This window comes from Roseateles sp. (assembly GCF_036404855.1).
Classification (GTDB): Bacteria; Pseudomonadota; Gammaproteobacteria; order Burkholderiales; family Burkholderiaceae_C; genus Pelomonas.
In genome coordinates, this window is record NZ_DASWYS010000119.1 from 15,298 (window position 1) to 30,609 (window position 15,312).

Sequence of the window (15,312 nt, forward strand, 5' to 3'; positions counted from 1 at the left end):
TCATGAAACTTCAACTGACTTCGCTCTTCGCCGCGCTGCTGCTGGCCGGCTGCGCTTCGGTCGGCAGCATCGACCCGTCGCAACTGCCGCAGGCACCCGCTGCCTACAAGTCACAGGCCGCGAACGGCGCAGCCGCGCTGACCGCGAGCTGGTGGCAGCCCTTCGCCGATCCGGTGCTGGAAGACCTGGTCGCCCGCGCGATGACGGCCAACACCAACGTGCAGGCAGCCGCCAGCCGGCTGGCCCAGGCGCGCGCGGCGCTGGGTTCCGCGCAGGCCGGCCGGCTGCCACAGGTGGGCGTGTCCGTCGGTGCCGGCCGCGCCTCCACGCCGGGCCAGCCGATGCCACAACCTGCGACGCAATACAGCGCCGGCCTGAATCTGGCCTACGAGCTGGACCTGGGCGGTCGCCTGCTGCACGAGCGCGATGCCGCGGCGCTGGACGTGCAGTCCCGCGAGCAGTTGCTCGCCGACGCACGCCTGCTGGTGCAGGCCAACGTGGCGCGCGGCTACCTGGCGCTGCGCGCGCTGGACGCCGAGCGCGGCCTGGTCCGCGACACCGTGGCCGCCTATGGCGAGACCCTCTCGCTGACCGAGAAGCGCGCGCGTGCAGGCGACGTCGCCGACCTGGACCTGGCGCGCGTGCGCGCCGAGCTGGCCGCCAACGAGGCTGAGGCGCTCGCGCTGGACCGTCGCCGCGTCGAGCTGGAGACGGCTTTGGCCGTGCTGGTCGGTGAACCGGCCTCGAACTTCAGCCTCGTGCCCACCGCCTGGACGACGGCGCTACCCGCCGTGCCGGCGGGCCTGCCGTCTGAGCTGCTGCAGCGCCGCCCCGACCTGGCAGCCGCGCACAGCCAGCTGCAGGCTGCGCAGGCCCGCGTGGGCATCGCGCAGGCAGCCTGGTGGCCCAACCTGTCGTTGACGGCGCAGGGCGGCGGCATCTCCAGCGAACTGTCCAACCTGCTTAAAAGTGGTGCCGGCACCTGGGGCGTGGGCTTGCTGGGCGCACTGCCAATCTTCGACGGCGGGCGCCGCGAGGCCGGCGTCAACGCCGCGAAGGCACAGGTGGACGGCTCGGCCATCGCCTTCCGCGAGCAGTTCCTGCTGGCGCTGAAGGATGTGGAGGACCAGCTCGGCGCACTGTCGCTGCTGCAAGCCCAGGAGCAGGCGAGCGCCCGCGCCGTCAGCGCGGCCGGCCAGGCGCTGAAACTGTCGGACACGCGCTACCGCAACGGCCTTGTCAGCCAGCTGGAGCTGCTGGACGCACGCCGCAGCGAGCTGGCCAACCGGCGTTCGGCGCTGCAGGTGCGCTCGGCGCAGTACCAGGCCACGGTGGGCCTGATCCGCGCGCTGGGGGGCGGCTGGAGCAACGGGGTCAAGTTGGCCGGCGTTTGAGGACGGCGATATTCACCGTGGCGCGCGTGACGAAGCCCAGGCTTTCGTAGAGCGCGATCGCCGCGGTGTTGGTCGTCCAGGCGTGCAAGAAAGCCTGTTCGCCGCGGCGCTGGATCTCGGCCGTCACGGCGGCCGAGAGCCTTCGTGCCAGGCCACGCCCGCGGAAGTTCGGATGGGTGCAGACGGCGCTGACCTCGACATGGCCCGGGAAACGCATGCGCTCGCCGGCCATCGCCGCCAGGCGGCCATCGATGCGCACGCCGACGAAGCGACCCATGGTGTGGGTGCGCGGCAGGAACGGGCCGGGCTGGGTCAGCGTCGCCAGTGCCAGCATGTCCGCGGCATCGCCGTCGCCGAGGACTTCCAGGTCGTCGCCCGCGTCGACCGCCAGCGCGCGGGACGCGATCATCTGCACGCCCTCGGCGGCCTGCACCACCTGCAGGCGTGGCGGCACAGCGATGGCGGGCACCTGGGCCAGGTAGACCATGTCGTCCCCCGCCTCCACGAGGCCCGCGAGCGCGGCGAGGCTCTCGTCGCCGTCATCGCGCGCGGACGCGAAGCGGTTGATGTCCCGCCTGAAACGACGCGCCAGACCGCTGCCTAGGGCCCACTGCGGCTGGTGCTGCAGGCTGGCCCAGACGGGCCGGTCGAGGTCGTGGCTGCTCATGCCCGGGTTCTCTGCAGCAGGGGTGCATCACTGAGCGCGTCCTCGAGCGCCGCGAGCTGCGCGAGCAGATCGCCTTGCAGCCCCGCGCAGGCCTGGGTCACGGTCGCCTCGATGGCGGGCCAGGCTTCGCGCTTCGCGCACCGGACCAGGTCGCGCCCCTTGAGGCTCAACGCGACCCGGCGCACGCGCCGGTCCTCTTCGTCGGCCGCGGACTCGACGAGCCCATCCTCTTCCACCCCACGCAGCGAGCGCGTGATGACCGGCTGGCTGACGCCCACGGCCTGGCTCAGTTCACCCACGCTCAGGGCACCCAGCCGATCGAGTGCCGCCAGCAATGGGAACCAGGCCGCCGGCTGCTCGAAGCCATGTGCGGCCAGCACGGCCTGCGTCTGCGCCTGCAGGGTCTCGCCGATGCGCTTGAGCCGCGTGCCCAGGCTCAGATGGCCCAGCTCCCTGACGACATCCTCAACCATGACATCTCCTGCAAGATTAATTGCATATCATGCTATGCAATTGATCGCAGGCTGTCCAGTCGGTGTCATGACGCGATGAAACGGGGAGCAGCGCAATCAGCGGCTGCGAACCGCCGGGGCGCCCGTGCGGCGACTAAGGCAGCGTCTTGCAGTTGGGCTTGCAGACCACCTCGTTGCGGCCGAGCAGCCGGATGGACTGCAGGCTGGCCGGCGCGCGATGCTTGCCGCACTTGAAGCAGGAGCGGGTGTGGCCGCTGCCGAGAAAGGGCGATCCGCCCACTTTCGACTGGTAGCGCAAGCCATCCTGGCGGACCGCGGTGACGGTGTCTTTGCTCATTCTTCAGACAGGTCAGGGAAAGGTGAATTGACTCATGACCAAGATGACAGCGCCATCTCGCAAGCCCGCAGTTCCCGCACAAAAGGGTCGAAACCGCGGGCTTTCCCTGCCCCGATCCACGGGGTCGGCCTGCGAGGACAATGCGACCCCGCTTCCGACACACCCATGGCCAAGCTTTTTTTTCGTTATGCCGCGATGAATGCCGGCAAGTCCACCGCCCTGCTACAGGTGGCACATAACTACGAGGAACGTGGTCACCGCGTGCGCATCTTCACGGCACGGCTGGATGATCGCTACGGCCGCGGCTTCGTCACGTCGCGACTGGGCCCGCAGCGGGAGGTCGAGCAGTTCGATGCGGACACGGACTTCCAGGCCTTGATCTCTGCGGACCCCGGCATCGCCTGCATCCTCGTTGACGAGGCACAGTTCCTGAGCAAGCGCCAGGTCCAGACCCTGCACGAGATGGCGCATCTGCACCACCTGCCGGCCATCTGCTATGGCCTGCGCACGGATTTCCAGGGCGAGCTTTTCCCCGGTTCCGCGGCGCTGTTGGCGCTGGCCGACGAGATGGACGAGATGAAGACCATCTGCGACTGCGGCCGCAAGGCGACGATGAACATGCGCGTTGACGCCAGCAACCGCAAGGTCACCGAGGGCGCCCAGGTGGAGATCGGCGGCAACGCGCGCTACCGCTCGGTTTGCGGGCGGTGCTTTCGCCAGGGCTGACAGCGCAAGGCGGCGGACGGCCGCCCGGCACTGCGGGCAGGCGCGGAGCCTGCCTGGCACCGACCGCCGGGCCGCCCCAGGGCGGCGCCTCTCGATTCATTGAGGGGCAGACGCCCCTCAATGAATCGACCCCCTCAGGGGGGCCAGCCAGCGCAGACGCTGGCTCGGGGAGCCACTACTTGGCGGCGATCTGCGCGTCCAGCTCCTTGCAGGACGGCGAGCAGACGGGCTGCGACTTGCCCAGCAGTTTCTTGGACTTGAGCATCGCACGGGGGCGATGCTTGCCGCAGAGAAAGCACGACATCGTCGCCGCGCCGAAGGAAGAAGTCGCCGCGAAGGGCGAACCGGGAGCTTTGGAGCGGTAGCGCAGACCATCCGCTTCGATGGTGGTCTTGGTGGTTTCTTTGGCCACGCTGGTCCTGTCGAAGAGTGTTTAAAAAGGGGGCGCCGGGGTAAAGGCGCGGGCACCATATTTTCCACGATGTGGCGAAAGCCCCGCCCTAGGGCTTTCAACCCCCCTTGAAACTGGCTGGTCTTTTGCCCGCCCAGGCCGCCTGGCCCTCGATGAGATCGGCCGAATCGCGGGCCCGGACGATGTCGTCGGCGAGACGAACAGCGTCGAGCCGGCCCGCCGCCATAGCGTTCAGGTGCTGCTTCATCGGCAGCAGCGCCAGCGGCGCCATACCGAGCAATTCGTCGGCCAGCGCCTGCAATGCAGCGTCCAGCGTTTGGATGTCGGGCAGCAACTGGTCCAGGTAGCTGCAGCCGAGCAGCGCCGGCGCATCCAGCGTGCGCCCGGCCAGCAGCACCTGCTTGGCGGTCGCAAGGCCCAGGCGGTTGACGAAACGCTGCAGGCCGCCGGCGTAGAAATGCAGGCCGATGCGCGCCGCCGGCACGAACATCTCGACCGCCGGCGCACCGAGGCGAAAGTCGCAGGCCAGCGCGAGGTCGGCCGCGCCGCCGTAGACGCCGCCATGCAGACGCGCCACGGTGATGGGCCGCGCGGCTTCCAGCGCATCGGCCAGCTCGCCGAAACGCGCCCCGGCATCGATGGCACCCAGGGCCCCCAGGTCGAAGCCGCTGCAGAAATGCCGGCCCTCGCCTGCCAGCACGAGGACGCGCACCGCCTCGTCTGCATTGACGGCGTCGAGCAGCCCACGCAGCACTGCGAGGTCGTCGACGGCGAGGCGGTTGGCCTGGCGCGGCCGGCGCAGCGTGATGCGCGCCACGCCACCGGCCGTCTCGAGCAGCGGGGCCTGACCGCCGCTCACGACTGCGGCCTCGCGAGTGGGCCCGGATACCTGCCGGCCATCCGTGGCGGGACGTGATCGAAGTGGTCGCTTTCGGTCATGGCTTTACAAATCAGACATTGTGACGACGTAAGCTCGCGCCCCCCCACTGTCACAAAAACGTCATGCTGTTTACTCGCCGCCGACTGTTGGGCCTGGCCATCGCCAGCACCCTCACCGCTTGCTCAACGACGCCGCCGTCGCCGACGGCAGCGCCCCAGACACCCAAGCTGCTCGTCCTTGTCGTCATCGACGGGCTGCCCATGCGCCAGGTCACCGGCTATCGCGACCAGCTCTCGACCGATGGTTTCGCCCGCTTCCTGGACCACGGCCGCTGGTTCGCCGACGCCCACTATGGTCACGGCCACACCGTCACGGCGGCCGGCCACTCCGTCATGCTGAGCGGCGCCTACCCGCAACGTACCGGCATCATCAGCAACGAATGGCGCAATCCGGCCACTGGGGAGCAGGTCTACAACACCGGCGACCCGGACTACAAGTACATCGACAGCCCGACCGCGCCGCTGGCCGGCACCAGCCCGCGCAACCTCAAGGTCGAGACCCTGGGTGACGTGCTGCGCACGCGTTCGCCGCAGTCCAAGGTCATCGGCATCTCGGGCAAGGACCGCGGCGCCATCCTGCCGGCCGGGCACAAGGGCACGGCCTACATGTACATGTCGGAGACGGGTCGCTTCGCGTCCAGCACCTACTACATGCAGCAGCACCCGCAATGGGTGACGGACTTCAACACCGCGAAGCCCGCCGACGCCTTCTTCAAGAAGACCTGGGCGCCGCTGCTGCCCGAAGCCGCCTACGCCCGCTCGGTGCCGGACGGCCAGTCGTGGCAGGTGGCCACCGGCAACGGCAACCGCCTGCCCGCCGTCATCGGCGACAAGATGGATGCCCCGGGTCCGCGCTTCTACGGCAACCTGCTGGCCTCGCCGTTCGGCGACGAGCTGACGCTGGCCTTCGCCCGCGCCGCCGTGCGCAATGAGAAGCTGGGCCAGCGCGGCGTGCAGGACCTGTTGTCGGTCAGCCTGTCCAGCCATGACTACATCAACCATGCCTTCGGCCCCGAGTCGCGGCTCTCGCACGACCACACGCTGCACCTGGACCGCCACCTGCAGGCCTTCTTCCAGTTCCTGGACAAGGAAGTGGGCGCCGGCAACTACGTGCTCGCGCTGACGGCCGACCATGGCTTCACCGACACGCCGGAATGGGCCATCACCCAGGGCCGCGACGCCGGTCGCTTCAACAACCCGCCGTCGCTGCTGGCCGTCAATACCGCCCTGAGCGAGAAGTTCGGCGTCGAGAAACTGGCCCGCGCCTTCTCCGCGTCCGGCCTGCTGCTGAACGACAAGCTCGCCGCCGAGAAGGGACTGGACTTCGCCGCCGTGCAGGCCGCCGCGCGCGAGGAACTGCTCAAGCTGCCTGGCGTCGCCGCCGTGTTCACGCGCGAACAGCTGCTGAGCCAGGACACGACGACGCCCTACCTGGAGGCCATGCGCAAGTCCTTCGACCCGACGCGGGCCGCGCAACTGCAGATCGTGCTGAAGCCCAACTGGATCTTCAGCTACCGCCCGGGCGGCAGCACCCATGGCAGCCCCTACAGGTACGACACCCATGTGCCCCTGCTGTTCTGGGGCCCGGGCTACGTCGGCCAGGGCGAGATGAAGGAGCGCGCCGAGGTGGCCGACCTGGCCCCCACGCTGGCGGCCATCGCCGGCCTGCCCGCGCCGGCCCAGGCGCAGGGCCGGGACCTGCGACTCAAGCCCTAGCCAGCAGGGCAGCCGCAGCCTCGCCCCAGACAGCCTCGGTGAGCGCCTGCGCACCGAGGCGCTCCCCCAGCGCCCGGGCCTGGGCGGGGCCGGTGGCCGGCAGCATGACCAGCAGCCGACCGTCGGCCAGCCGCATGCAGCCATCCTCGCCGCGGATCCGGCCGAGCAGTTCGGCGGGATCCGCCCCGGCGGCCAGCGTCGCGACGGACAGCGGCCAGGCCGCAGGATCGGCCAGCAGGGTCTGCAGCAGCTCGGTGCCGGCCTGGGTGGGCAACAGCTGCCCGGTGCTCGGCCTGGGCCGGGACAGCGCGCTGATGTCGACGCCGGTCAGGGCCAGGCCACCGCCCGGTGTGCGCTGCGCTACCCACCAGAAGCGCCGGCCATCGCGCCAGGCCTGCTCATGGCCGCGCTCGGCCAGGCGGCTGCGCCGCTCGGACGTTTCGACCGGGCCGACGCCGGCCTGCCGGGCTGCCTCCACCATCTGCCCCCAAACCGGCGTCGCGTCCTCGGCCAGGTGCCAGGCCTGGCGATAGGCCGCGTTGGCGCGCAGCAGGCGGTCGTGGTTGTCGAAGAGGGCCAGCAGCAGCGGGCCCTCGGTCAGCGTGCGCCACCAGAGGTCATCTTCAGTCACGACCCCGATTCTGGGTCGGCGCGGCTCAACGGCGGCGGATCTCCCCCGAGCCACTGACGCTTTGGCGCAACTGGGGGCGGCCGGCATAGCTGAGGTCGCCGGAACCGCTCAGTTGCACGTCCAGCTGCTCGGTCACGCCCAGGTCCACGTCGCCCGAGCCGCTGAGGCTGGCCTTGGCGGCCCGCCCGGCCAGCGCGCGCGCATCGACGTCGCCGGAACCGCTGACGCGCCAGCGCTGCTGCTCCGCCCGGCCGGCCAGGCGCACGTCGCCCGAGCCGCTGATGCTGACGTTCAGCTCCTTGAGCTCGACGAGACCGAAATGGGCATCCCCCGAGCCGTCAATGGTCAGGCCCAGGGTGTCAGCCCTGAAGCTGTCGACGCCCAGATCGCCCGAGCCGTGGATGGCGATCGCCTGCAACGCGCGGGCGCCGATCCGCACCGCCGGCACATGGCGGGTCGTGAAACCGGCATCGCGCTTCAGGCGCACGACGAGGGTGTCACCCTCCACGACGGTCTCGATCAGCGGCTCGATGTTGTCGTCGGCAACGACGGCGGCTTCGTCGCTGCCAGACTGGGAAAGCTTCACGTCGACGGGGCCGTCGATGCGCAGCTGGTTGAAAGCCGCCAGTGAGCGCACCTTCTCCACCCTGACGCCCGAGCCGCGCACGCGGTTCCTGTTGCTGCCGTAGTCGGTGGGGCCGCTGAAGCTGGCCGTCCAGCCATCGGCCTCCTTCTTGATGCGCAAGCGCCAGTCGTTATCGCCCGCCAGGGCGGCGCTGGTCGCGAAGGCGGCGGCAAGGGCCATGAGGACAAGGCGTTTCATTCGGGACTCCCGGTGCAGCAATGCGGCGGCAGTGTGTCCAGCCAGAAGATCCCACGCCTGCAGCAGGCGATGGACTGCGCTTTTGCAGTCATGGGCCGTAGGATGGGCCGACCAGCAGGAGACACACCATGAAGTGGGAAGGACAGCGCGAGAGTGACAACGTGGAGGACGCCCGCGGGGGCGGTGGCCGAGGGGGGCTGCCGATCGGCGGCCGCGGCATCGGCCTGGGTGGCATCGTCATCGCGCTGCTGGCCTCCTGGGTTCTGGGCGTCAATCCCTTGACGGTGCTGGGCCTGCTGGGCGGCGGAGGCGACGGCGCGGCTGTCCAGGCGCCGGCCGGCGACTCTCACGCCCAGGACCCTGCCTACCGTTTCGTCAAGGTCGTCCTGGCCGACACCGAGGACGTCTGGGGCGCCTATTTCCAGCGCGGCGGCCAGCAGTACCCGAATCCGAAGCTGCGCGTCTTCCGGGGCAGCGAGCCCACGGCCTGCGGGACCGGCGAAGCCGCCATGGGCCCCTTCTACTGCCCGGCCGACCGCAAGGTCTACATCGACCTGAGCTTCTATGACACGCTGCGCGAGCGCCTGGGCGCGCCGGGGGACTTCGCCCAGGCCTACGTCATCGCCCACGAGGTCGGCCACCACCTGCAGAACCTGATGGGCACGACCGCCAAGATGGACCAGGCCCGTGGCCGCGTCTCCGAGCGGGAGATGAACGCCATGAGCGTCAGGCTGGAGCTGCAGGCCGACTGTTTTGCCGGTGTCTGGGCCAGCTTGTCGCAGCGCAGCAAGGGCTGGCTGGAACAAGGCGACATCGAGGAGGCCCTGAACGCCGCCTCCCAGATCGGCGACGACACCCTCCAGAAGCGCGCCCGCGGCAGCGTCGTGCCCGAGAGCTTCACACACGGCAGCAGCGCCCAGCGGGTGCGCTGGTTCAAGCGGGGCCTGGATGCGGGCGACCTGAAGGCCTGTGACACTTTTTCATCCGCCACCCTCTGAGTCCCCGATTCAGGCCCACCCAATCAAGGGGGCGCTGGATGACGCTCAAAAGCCTTTGTGTGAAACACTCCCATCCAAATCGCCGAGCCCTCTATTAGCATCGGCCAGCCCTGTACTGCAGGGCGAGTTGCCCCTTGACCGGGACGACCCGCACCATCCACCGAGGCCACTGTCATGAGCGAACGCCAGATCAACGACCCGCAGTCGACGCCCCAGGCGCCGGCCTCCGTCGACGCGTCCGCCAGCGAGCTGGCTTCGGCACGCCGTCGCCGGTTTATCAAGGCAGGCGCGGGCGTCATTCCCGTAGCGTTGACCTTGAGCAGTCGCCCGGTTCTGGCGACCACCGCCACCGGCAAGTGCTTCTCGGCTTCGGCCTGGGGTTCCATCCAGACGCTGGTCAACACGACGGCGAGCACCTACACCCGCAAAGCCAACAACGCGCCGACCGTCTCTTGCTTCACCAAGGACGATTGGAAGGGAACGGGTTGTGCCGGCTGGACGCGTGCGACCATCAGCTGCAACACGGTTGCCGCCGTGAAGGCCTACAAGGTCTCGCAGGCCTGCGGAAGCAGCAGCACGGCGGGCGTGCCCGGCACGAAGCTGATCTGGGAAATGCTGAACGATCTTGATTCGAACAGCGACCGGACCGGCCGGCGCATCTGTTCGGATGCCCAGAAGCAGGTGCTGGTCGCCTGGCTGAACTTCCAGATCAGCCGCACGACCAATACGGACGTCTGCGTGATCGACTCCTTCTCCACCAACCAGCTCACGAAGCTGGCCTCGATCGTCGCCAGCGGTGGCGGCGTGGGGCCTGACGGCAAGCAGTGGTCGGTGCAGAACGTGCAGGACTACCTGAAGAACAACCTCATCGGTCGCCTGAGCTGAGTCTCACGGCACGCCGGGCATTGCCGACTCCAGGCCGTTGAGCGCTGCACCGAAGCACCTGAGCGCAGATGCGGGAGCCCCTTTGGAGCGTTCACAGGCCTGCTGACCTTGCTTGGCGCGACTGGGACGGCCTGGGTGCGGTCTATGACGACGGTTCGGGTGACACGCATCTGGTCGATGCGCTGGTCATCGAGTTCCTGGAGTTGTTGACGCAGCGCCCTCGCTCCGTGCGACAACTGGTCGAACTGCTGGGCGAGGCCCTGCCCGAATCCATGGACGAGGCCACGGCCTTCGCCTTCTTCGAACGCCAGCTCAGGTCCATGCGCGACATGGGGCTCGTCGAATCGGCATGAAGGTCGGCGACCTGGCCCTGGGGGACTTGCGCGGGAGGCTGGCCCGTGGCGACCTGGTCCTGAACGTCCCACCCTTCGTGGCCCGCCTGCGCTCCGACGTGGCCCGCGTGGCCGAGGACCTGCGGCTGCTCTACGCCGATTTCACCGTCGGCAGCCCCGAAGACTTCGCCGACTTTCATCTTGAAGTCCTGCGCGAAGGCGGCCTGCGCCGCTGGGTCAAACCCATGGCGCGCTTCTTCGCCGACGGAGAGCCTGCTTTCAGCCAGTTGCCGGCAGAACAAGCCTTCCACATGGTCGAGTGGGGCTTGAACTGGGCTGTCAGCACCATGGCGCATCCCTACCTCTCCTACCACGCCGCGGCGCTGGAGCGGGATGGCCGTGCGCTGGTCATGCCGGCACCGCCCGGCTCCGGCAAGAGCACCCTGACCGCCGCGCTGGCCCATCGCGGCTGGCGGCTGATGTCCGACGAAATCACGCTCTACGACCTGACCGACCGGCAGGTCACCGGCATGGCGCGTCCCGTCAACCTGAAGAACGTGTCCATCGACCTGATCCGGCAGTTTGCCCCGCAAGCCGAGCTGACGGATCCGGTTCCAGACACCACCAAGGGCACCCTCGCACTGATGAAGGCCCCTGCCGAAAGCGTTGCACGCATCCGCGAGCCCGCAAGGCCGGCGTGGATCGTGATGCCCCGCTACACCGCCGGCGCAGCGCCATCGCTGATCGACATGCCCAAGGCCCGCATGCTGCTGCTGCTGGCCGAACAGGCGTTCAATTACGACCTCCATGGCCGCCAGGGCTTCGAGGCCACCGCCGACCTGGTGGACGGCTGCGATTGCCTGGAGTTCCAGTACGCGTCGCTGGACGAGGCCGTGCAGTGCCTCGACCAACTGGCAGCACGGTCATGACGATGGCTGCCCCCCCGCTGCTGCTGCGCGTGCTGCGCGACCCGGGCTCGGCCCTGGGCCTGCGCCCCCTGGAATGGGACCTGCTCCTGCGGCAGGCGCGGCGAGGGGTGCTGCTGGCCAAGCTGGCCGTCCTGCTGAGGCCCTGGCTCGACAGCGTGCCGCCCGGCCCGCGGCATCACCTCCATGCCGCCCTGCTGACCGCGCAGCGCCAGTCGAAGCTGACGCATTGGGAAGTGAGCCGGATCCAGGCCGCGCTGCAGCCCCTGGGCGTCGAGCCCATCCTGCTCAAAGGCACGGCGTATCTGCTGGCCGGCCTGCCGGCCAGCCAAGGCCGCGTCTTCGGCGACGTCGACATACTCGTGCCCAAGGCCCGCATCGACGACATCGAAGCGGCGCTGCTCGCCAACGGATGGAACTTCGAGCAGGACCTGGACGCGTACGACGAGCGCTATTACCGCGAGTGGATGCACGAGATCCCCCCGCTGACACACGAGGGCCGCGGAAGCAGCCTGGACGTCCACCACACCATCCTGCCGCCGTCGGCCCGCATCCAGGTCAACACCGCCGCCCTGTTCGAGGATGTGCGCGAGCTCCCCAACCACCCGGGCATCCACGTGCTGGCGCCGGCGACCATGGTGCTGCACAGTGCCGCGCACCTGTTCCACGAGGGCGAACTCGAGAAAGGCCTGCGCGACCTGTTCGACCTGGACGCACTGCTGCGGGACTTCGGCCGCGATCCGGCATTCTGGGCTGCCCTGGTGCCGCGCGCCCGCGCGCTGGGCCTGGGTCGCCCCCTCTTTCACGCCCTGCACTACACGACGCGCTGGCTGCAGACGCCAGTGCCGGACGATGTCATGCGGGCGGCCGCGGCCGACGCGCCGACGGGTCGGGCGCTGCTTGACGCGTGCTACGACCGCGCGCTCATGCCCGACCATCCCAGCTGCGATGGCGCGCTGACGGGGAGCGCCCGGCTGGCCCTCTACGTCCGTTCGCACTGGCTGCGCATGCCCTTCGGCCTGCTGGTCCGGCACCTGGCCCGCAAAACCTGGTTGCGCATGCGCCCGGCGGAAGAAGCCCAGCCCTAGGCGCCAAAGCCGACAATCGCCGGGCCATGGACCGACCCAAGCCCTTCTCGATGATCCGCGAGTTCCACCTCGCCGACTGGTTCACGCTGGGCAATGCCTGTGCCGGCATGGGCGCCCTGTTCGCCGTGATGAGCTTCCTGCAAAGCGGCGAGCGGCTGCACCTGCAGTACGCCTGCGCGCTGATCCCGGTGGCCCTGGCCTTCGACGTGCTGGATGGCCGCATCGCGCGCTGGCGGCAAAAGAGTTCGGCGCTGGGCCGCGAACTGGATTCGCTGGCCGACGTGATCTCCTTCGGCGTCGCGCCGGCCGTCATCGCCTATGGCTGCGGCATGCAGGGCCTGTATGACCGCATCGTGCTGGTGTTCTTCGTGGCCTGCGGCGTCAGCCGGCTGGCCCGCTATAACGTCACCGCCGAGAAACTCAGTGGCGGCACCGGCAAGGTGGCCTATTTCGAGGGCACGCCGATCCCGACGTCGATGCTGCTCGTCGCGGTGCTGTGGGTCGCCGCGGCCCAGGGCGCCATCGGTGACGCGCTCTGGGGCGGGGTCTGGTGGTTCGCGGGCTTCCGGCTGCACCCGCTGGTGCTGATGTTCGCGTTGTCCGGCTCGCTGATGGTGAGCCGGATCCGGATCCCGAAGATCTAGGCCGTCCGGCGCGACAGCCAGCTCAGCGGCGATTCCTGCGCCGCATGGCTGCCCTGAGACTCGAGGAAGTCGCTCGGCGGCTGGCTGCGGTATTCGCTGACGCCACCGCCATCGAGGCAGGCATCCAGCCCGAAGGCGGTGCCGAGATCGGCCGGGTCCGGCGCGCTGCGCGCAGCGGCGTCACGGCGGAAGAAACGCAGCGCTGGAACGAATCGCATGGCGGACCTCTCTGGCTTTGGCGAGCCAACAACCTCATTGGCTTCGTGAGCTCAGTGTGCGGGATTCATGTGACAAACGGTTCCCGCAACTGTGAGTAAATATTGCCTCTACTGGCAATACCGCACAAGAGCAAGACCTGTTTTTCCCAGTGGCGACAGGGCCTTCCGAGCGGCGCCCCCCCTTTCGAGGGGGGCGTTGCTGTTTTGCAATTCATTGCCCCGCTCGGCAGCACCAAGCGTAGGGTTCGCCGATCCGACGCTTAAGCTGCGCCACCTTTTTTTGAGCCCCCCGGCTTCGCATGAGTTCAGATTTCTTGAAGTGGGTCGCCAACGGACTGATTGCCGTTGTGCTCGTCAGCACGCTGTGGATGGCGTATGCCATCCATCCCGAACAAGCCGGCAAAAGCCTGCTGATCGCCCAGGTCGCGCCTGCCGCGGCTGCCGCGGCGTCAGCGCCCGCCACGACCACCCGCTGATCAGCCCAGCGCCTGCCGGGCGCCAGCGGCCAGCGCCTGGCCGATGCGGTCCAGCAGCGCATCCCGGCCCTGCAACTGCCACTGGTGCCAGTAGAGCGCCACGTCGATGCCGATCTCCGGTTTCAGCAGCACGAGCTGGCCGGCCTCGACAAGCGGGCGCACCTGGATTTCCGGCGCGACACCCACGCCCCAGCCCATGGCGGCTGCGCGCACATAGGCCTCGCTGGACGGCACGAAGCGCTCCCTCAGCCTTGGCGCTCGCACCCCGAACGCCTGTGACACCCATTGCGCCTGGGTGTCATCCTTGCGGTTGAAGACCAGGAAAGGGGTGTCGGCGAAGCTGCCAGCGTGCAGGCCGTCAGGCAACTGCGCCGCCAGGAAGCCCGGGCTGGCCACCGCGACGTAGCGCATGACCCCGAGCGGCTGCACGCGACAGCCCTGCAGGGCTTCGGCCACGGTCGACACGCAGCCGAGCACCGCGCCCTGACGCAGGCTGTCGTGGGTGAAATCCTGGTCGTCCACGACCAGCTCCAGCCCGTAGCCCTCGCGCAGCCCTTGCTGAACCAGGCCGTCCAGGGCCGGCAGCACCCAGGTCGCCAGGCTGTCGGCGTTGACGGCGATGGCCAGCCGCGACTGCGGCGCGACGCGCTCGCCCAGCTCGCGCGCCACGTCCACGCGCAGCGCCTGCAGCTGGCGGGCGAAGCGCAGCAGCACCTTGCCCGCCTCGGTCAGCCGCAGCGGCCTCGACCGCACGACAAGCGGCTGCCCCACCTGGGCTTCAAGCCCCCGCAGCCGCTGAGAGACGGCGCTCTGCGTGATGGACAGGCGCTGCGCGGCACGCTCGAAACCCAATTCGTCGGCCAGGGCCGCCAGGCAATCCAGGGCGGCGGGATCGAATTCATTCATAAGTGCCACTAATGTATGGCGAAGAATATGAATGGGGCTTCTTGAATTTGCAGGGGCTGCGGAGAATCCGCCGATGCCTGCCTCCGCCCTGGCCGACCCATCCACGCCCGCCGTTTTTGCGCAGGGCTGGGCCATGGGCGCCGGGCTGATCCTGGCCATCGGTGCCCAGAACGCGCTGGTGTTGCGCCAGGGCCTGAGGCGCGAGCATGTCGGTGCCGTCGTCGCCGTCTGCACGCTGTCGGACTGGCTGCTGATCGCCCTCGGCGTCTTCGGCCTTGGTGCCCTGATCCAGGGCCAGCCGGTCCTGCTCGAAATCTTCCGCTTTGGCGGCGCCGCCTTCCTGCTGGGCTATGCGCTGCTCGCCGCCCGGCGCGCCTGGCGTCCCGCCGCGGGGTTGGACGCAGCCGGCACATCCGCCGGACTGGGCGCCACGCTGGCCGCCGCCTTCGCCTTCACCTATCTGAACCCCCACGTCTACCTGGACACCGTCGTGCTGCTCGGTGGCCTGGGTGCGCGCCAGCCTGCCGAACTGCGCCCGGCCTTCGCGGCCGGTGCCGGGCTCGCGTCAGCCATGTGGTTCGGCCTGCTGGGCTTTGGCGCGGCTGCCGCCGCCCCCCGGTTGCGCAGCCCCACCACCTGGCGGGTCGTCGACGCCGTCATCGCTTTGCTGATGGCCGGCCTGGGTCTACAACTCCTCCTGCAACCCCTCTAGGACAACATC

General features: G+C 69.1%; 20 protein-coding genes. 11 read left to right on the forward strand and 9 right to left on the reverse strand.

All coding sequences use genetic code 11. The annotated features are described in order from the left end of the window. Positions 1-2: 2 nt before the first annotated feature. On the forward strand, positions 3-1,394 hold the full coding sequence (locus VGF12_RS07955) for an efflux transporter outer membrane subunit (protein WP_331175500.1): 1,392 nt from the start codon (positions 3-5) through the stop codon (positions 1,392-1,394). Here the strand turns inward: VGF12_RS07955 and VGF12_RS07960 are convergent. The 3 genes from VGF12_RS07960 to VGF12_RS07970 all read right to left on the reverse strand — a co-directional run bounded on the left by VGF12_RS07960 (position 1,375) and on the right by VGF12_RS07970 (position 2,871). Further along, complete coding sequence (locus VGF12_RS07960; RefSeq protein WP_331175501.1) at positions 1,375-2,061, reverse strand: GNAT family N-acetyltransferase; 687 nt, start codon at positions 2,059-2,061, stop codon at positions 1,375-1,377. The genes VGF12_RS07955 and VGF12_RS07960 overlap by 20 nt on opposite strands. Continuing rightward, a complete protein-coding gene (locus VGF12_RS07965) occupies positions 2,058-2,534 on the reverse strand; it encodes a MarR family winged helix-turn-helix transcriptional regulator (protein ID WP_331175502.1) in 477 nt (158 codons plus the stop codon). Before VGF12_RS07965 ends, VGF12_RS07960 begins: the two co-directional genes overlap by 4 nt. A gap of 133 nt (positions 2,535-2,667) precedes the next feature. After that, positions 2,668-2,871 carry a hypothetical protein gene (locus VGF12_RS07970; RefSeq protein ID WP_056875494.1) on the reverse strand — a complete coding sequence of 68 codons (204 nt, stop codon included), beginning with the start codon at positions 2,869-2,871 and terminating at the stop codon, positions 2,668-2,670. A gap of 165 nt (positions 2,872-3,036) precedes the next feature. Here VGF12_RS07970 and VGF12_RS07975 point away from each other — a divergent pair, with 165 nt between their 5' ends. Beyond that, entirely contained in the window at positions 3,037-3,597 is a 561-nt protein-coding gene (locus tag VGF12_RS07975; protein ID WP_331175503.1) for a thymidine kinase, read from the forward strand. Between the two features lie 175 nt (positions 3,598-3,772). Here the strand turns inward: VGF12_RS07975 and VGF12_RS07980 are convergent, their stop codons facing one another. Both VGF12_RS07980 and VGF12_RS07985 read right to left on the reverse strand, forming a co-directional pair. Further along, a complete protein-coding gene (locus VGF12_RS07980) occupies positions 3,773-4,009 on the reverse strand; it encodes a hypothetical protein (protein WP_056266878.1) in 237 nt (78 codons plus the stop codon). Between the two features lie 97 nt (positions 4,010-4,106). Further along, positions 4,107-4,868 (reverse strand): enoyl-CoA hydratase/isomerase family protein, encoded by a 762-nt coding sequence (locus VGF12_RS07985; RefSeq protein WP_331175504.1) that lies wholly within the window; start codon positions 4,866-4,868, stop codon positions 4,107-4,109. Positions 4,869-5,011: 143 nt separating this feature from the next. On the opposite strand from VGF12_RS07985, the gene VGF12_RS07990 reads away from it, so the two are divergent. Beyond that, positions 5,012-6,664 carry an alkaline phosphatase family protein gene (locus tag VGF12_RS07990; RefSeq protein ID WP_331175505.1) on the forward strand — a complete coding sequence of 551 codons (1,653 nt, stop codon included), beginning with the start codon at positions 5,012-5,014 and terminating at the stop codon, positions 6,662-6,664. Here the strand turns inward: VGF12_RS07990 and VGF12_RS07995 are convergent. Further along, positions 6,654-7,295 (reverse strand): hypothetical protein, encoded by a 642-nt coding sequence (locus VGF12_RS07995; protein WP_331175506.1) that lies wholly within the window; start codon positions 7,293-7,295, stop codon positions 6,654-6,656. The two genes, VGF12_RS07990 and VGF12_RS07995, sit on opposite strands and share 11 nt — an antisense overlap. Positions 7,296-7,320: 25 nt before the next feature. Continuing rightward, positions 7,321-8,118, reverse strand: coding sequence for a head GIN domain-containing protein (locus VGF12_RS08000; protein ID WP_331175507.1), 798 nt, complete (start codon positions 8,116-8,118; stop codon positions 7,321-7,323). A 128-nt stretch (positions 8,119-8,246) separates the two neighbouring features. On the opposite strand from VGF12_RS08000, the gene ypfJ reads away from it, so the two are divergent. The 6 genes from ypfJ (at position 8,247) to pssA (ending at position 12,991) form a co-directional block, all read left to right on the forward strand. Further along, positions 8,247-9,116, forward strand: a complete 870-nt coding sequence (gene ypfJ, locus VGF12_RS08005; protein ID WP_331175508.1) for a KPN_02809 family neutral zinc metallopeptidase — start codon at positions 8,247-8,249, stop codon at positions 9,114-9,116. Positions 9,117-9,290: 174 nt separating this feature from the next. Beyond that, positions 9,291-10,001, forward strand: coding sequence for a hypothetical protein (locus VGF12_RS08010; protein ID WP_331175509.1), 711 nt, complete (start codon positions 9,291-9,293; stop codon positions 9,999-10,001). Between the two features lie 68 nt (positions 10,002-10,069). Beyond that, positions 10,070-10,354, forward strand: coding sequence for an HPr-rel-A system PqqD family peptide chaperone (locus tag VGF12_RS08015; protein WP_331175510.1), 285 nt, complete (start codon positions 10,070-10,072; stop codon positions 10,352-10,354). Then, positions 10,351-11,262 carry an HprK-related kinase A gene (locus VGF12_RS08020; protein WP_331175511.1) on the forward strand — a complete coding sequence of 304 codons (912 nt, stop codon included), beginning with the start codon at positions 10,351-10,353 and terminating at the stop codon, positions 11,260-11,262. The genes VGF12_RS08015 and VGF12_RS08020 overlap by 4 nt, the downstream gene beginning before the upstream one ends. Then, a complete protein-coding gene (locus VGF12_RS08025) occupies positions 11,259-12,347 on the forward strand; it encodes a nucleotidyltransferase family protein (protein WP_331175512.1) in 1,089 nt (362 codons plus the stop codon). The genes VGF12_RS08020 and VGF12_RS08025 overlap by 4 nt, the downstream gene beginning before the upstream one ends. 26 nt (positions 12,348-12,373) lie before the next feature. After that, positions 12,374-12,991: a CDP-diacylglycerol--serine O-phosphatidyltransferase gene (pssA, locus tag VGF12_RS08030; protein WP_331175513.1), complete on the forward strand. Its 618-nt coding sequence runs from the start codon at positions 12,374-12,376 to the stop codon at positions 12,989-12,991. Here pssA and VGF12_RS08035 read toward each other — a convergent pair. Continuing rightward, positions 12,988-13,209, reverse strand: a complete 222-nt coding sequence (locus tag VGF12_RS08035) for a hypothetical protein (RefSeq protein WP_331175514.1) — start codon at positions 13,207-13,209, stop codon at positions 12,988-12,990. The two genes, pssA and VGF12_RS08035, sit on opposite strands and share 4 nt — an antisense overlap. Positions 13,210-13,508: 299 nt before the next feature. Between VGF12_RS08035 and VGF12_RS08040 the strand changes: the two genes are divergently transcribed. Beyond that, positions 13,509-13,685: a hypothetical protein gene (locus VGF12_RS08040; RefSeq protein WP_331175515.1), complete on the forward strand. Its 177-nt coding sequence runs from the start codon at positions 13,509-13,511 to the stop codon at positions 13,683-13,685. On the opposite strand, the gene VGF12_RS08045 is transcribed toward VGF12_RS08040, so the two are convergent. Further along, positions 13,686-14,591, reverse strand: coding sequence for a LysR family transcriptional regulator ArgP (locus VGF12_RS08045; RefSeq protein WP_331175516.1), 906 nt, complete (start codon positions 14,589-14,591; stop codon positions 13,686-13,688). Between the two features lie 73 nt (positions 14,592-14,664). On the opposite strand from VGF12_RS08045, the gene VGF12_RS08050 reads away from it, so the two are divergent. Next, entirely contained in the window at positions 14,665-15,303 is a 639-nt protein-coding gene (locus VGF12_RS08050) for a LysE/ArgO family amino acid transporter (RefSeq protein WP_331175517.1), read from the forward strand. Positions 15,304-15,312 lie beyond the last annotated feature (9 nt).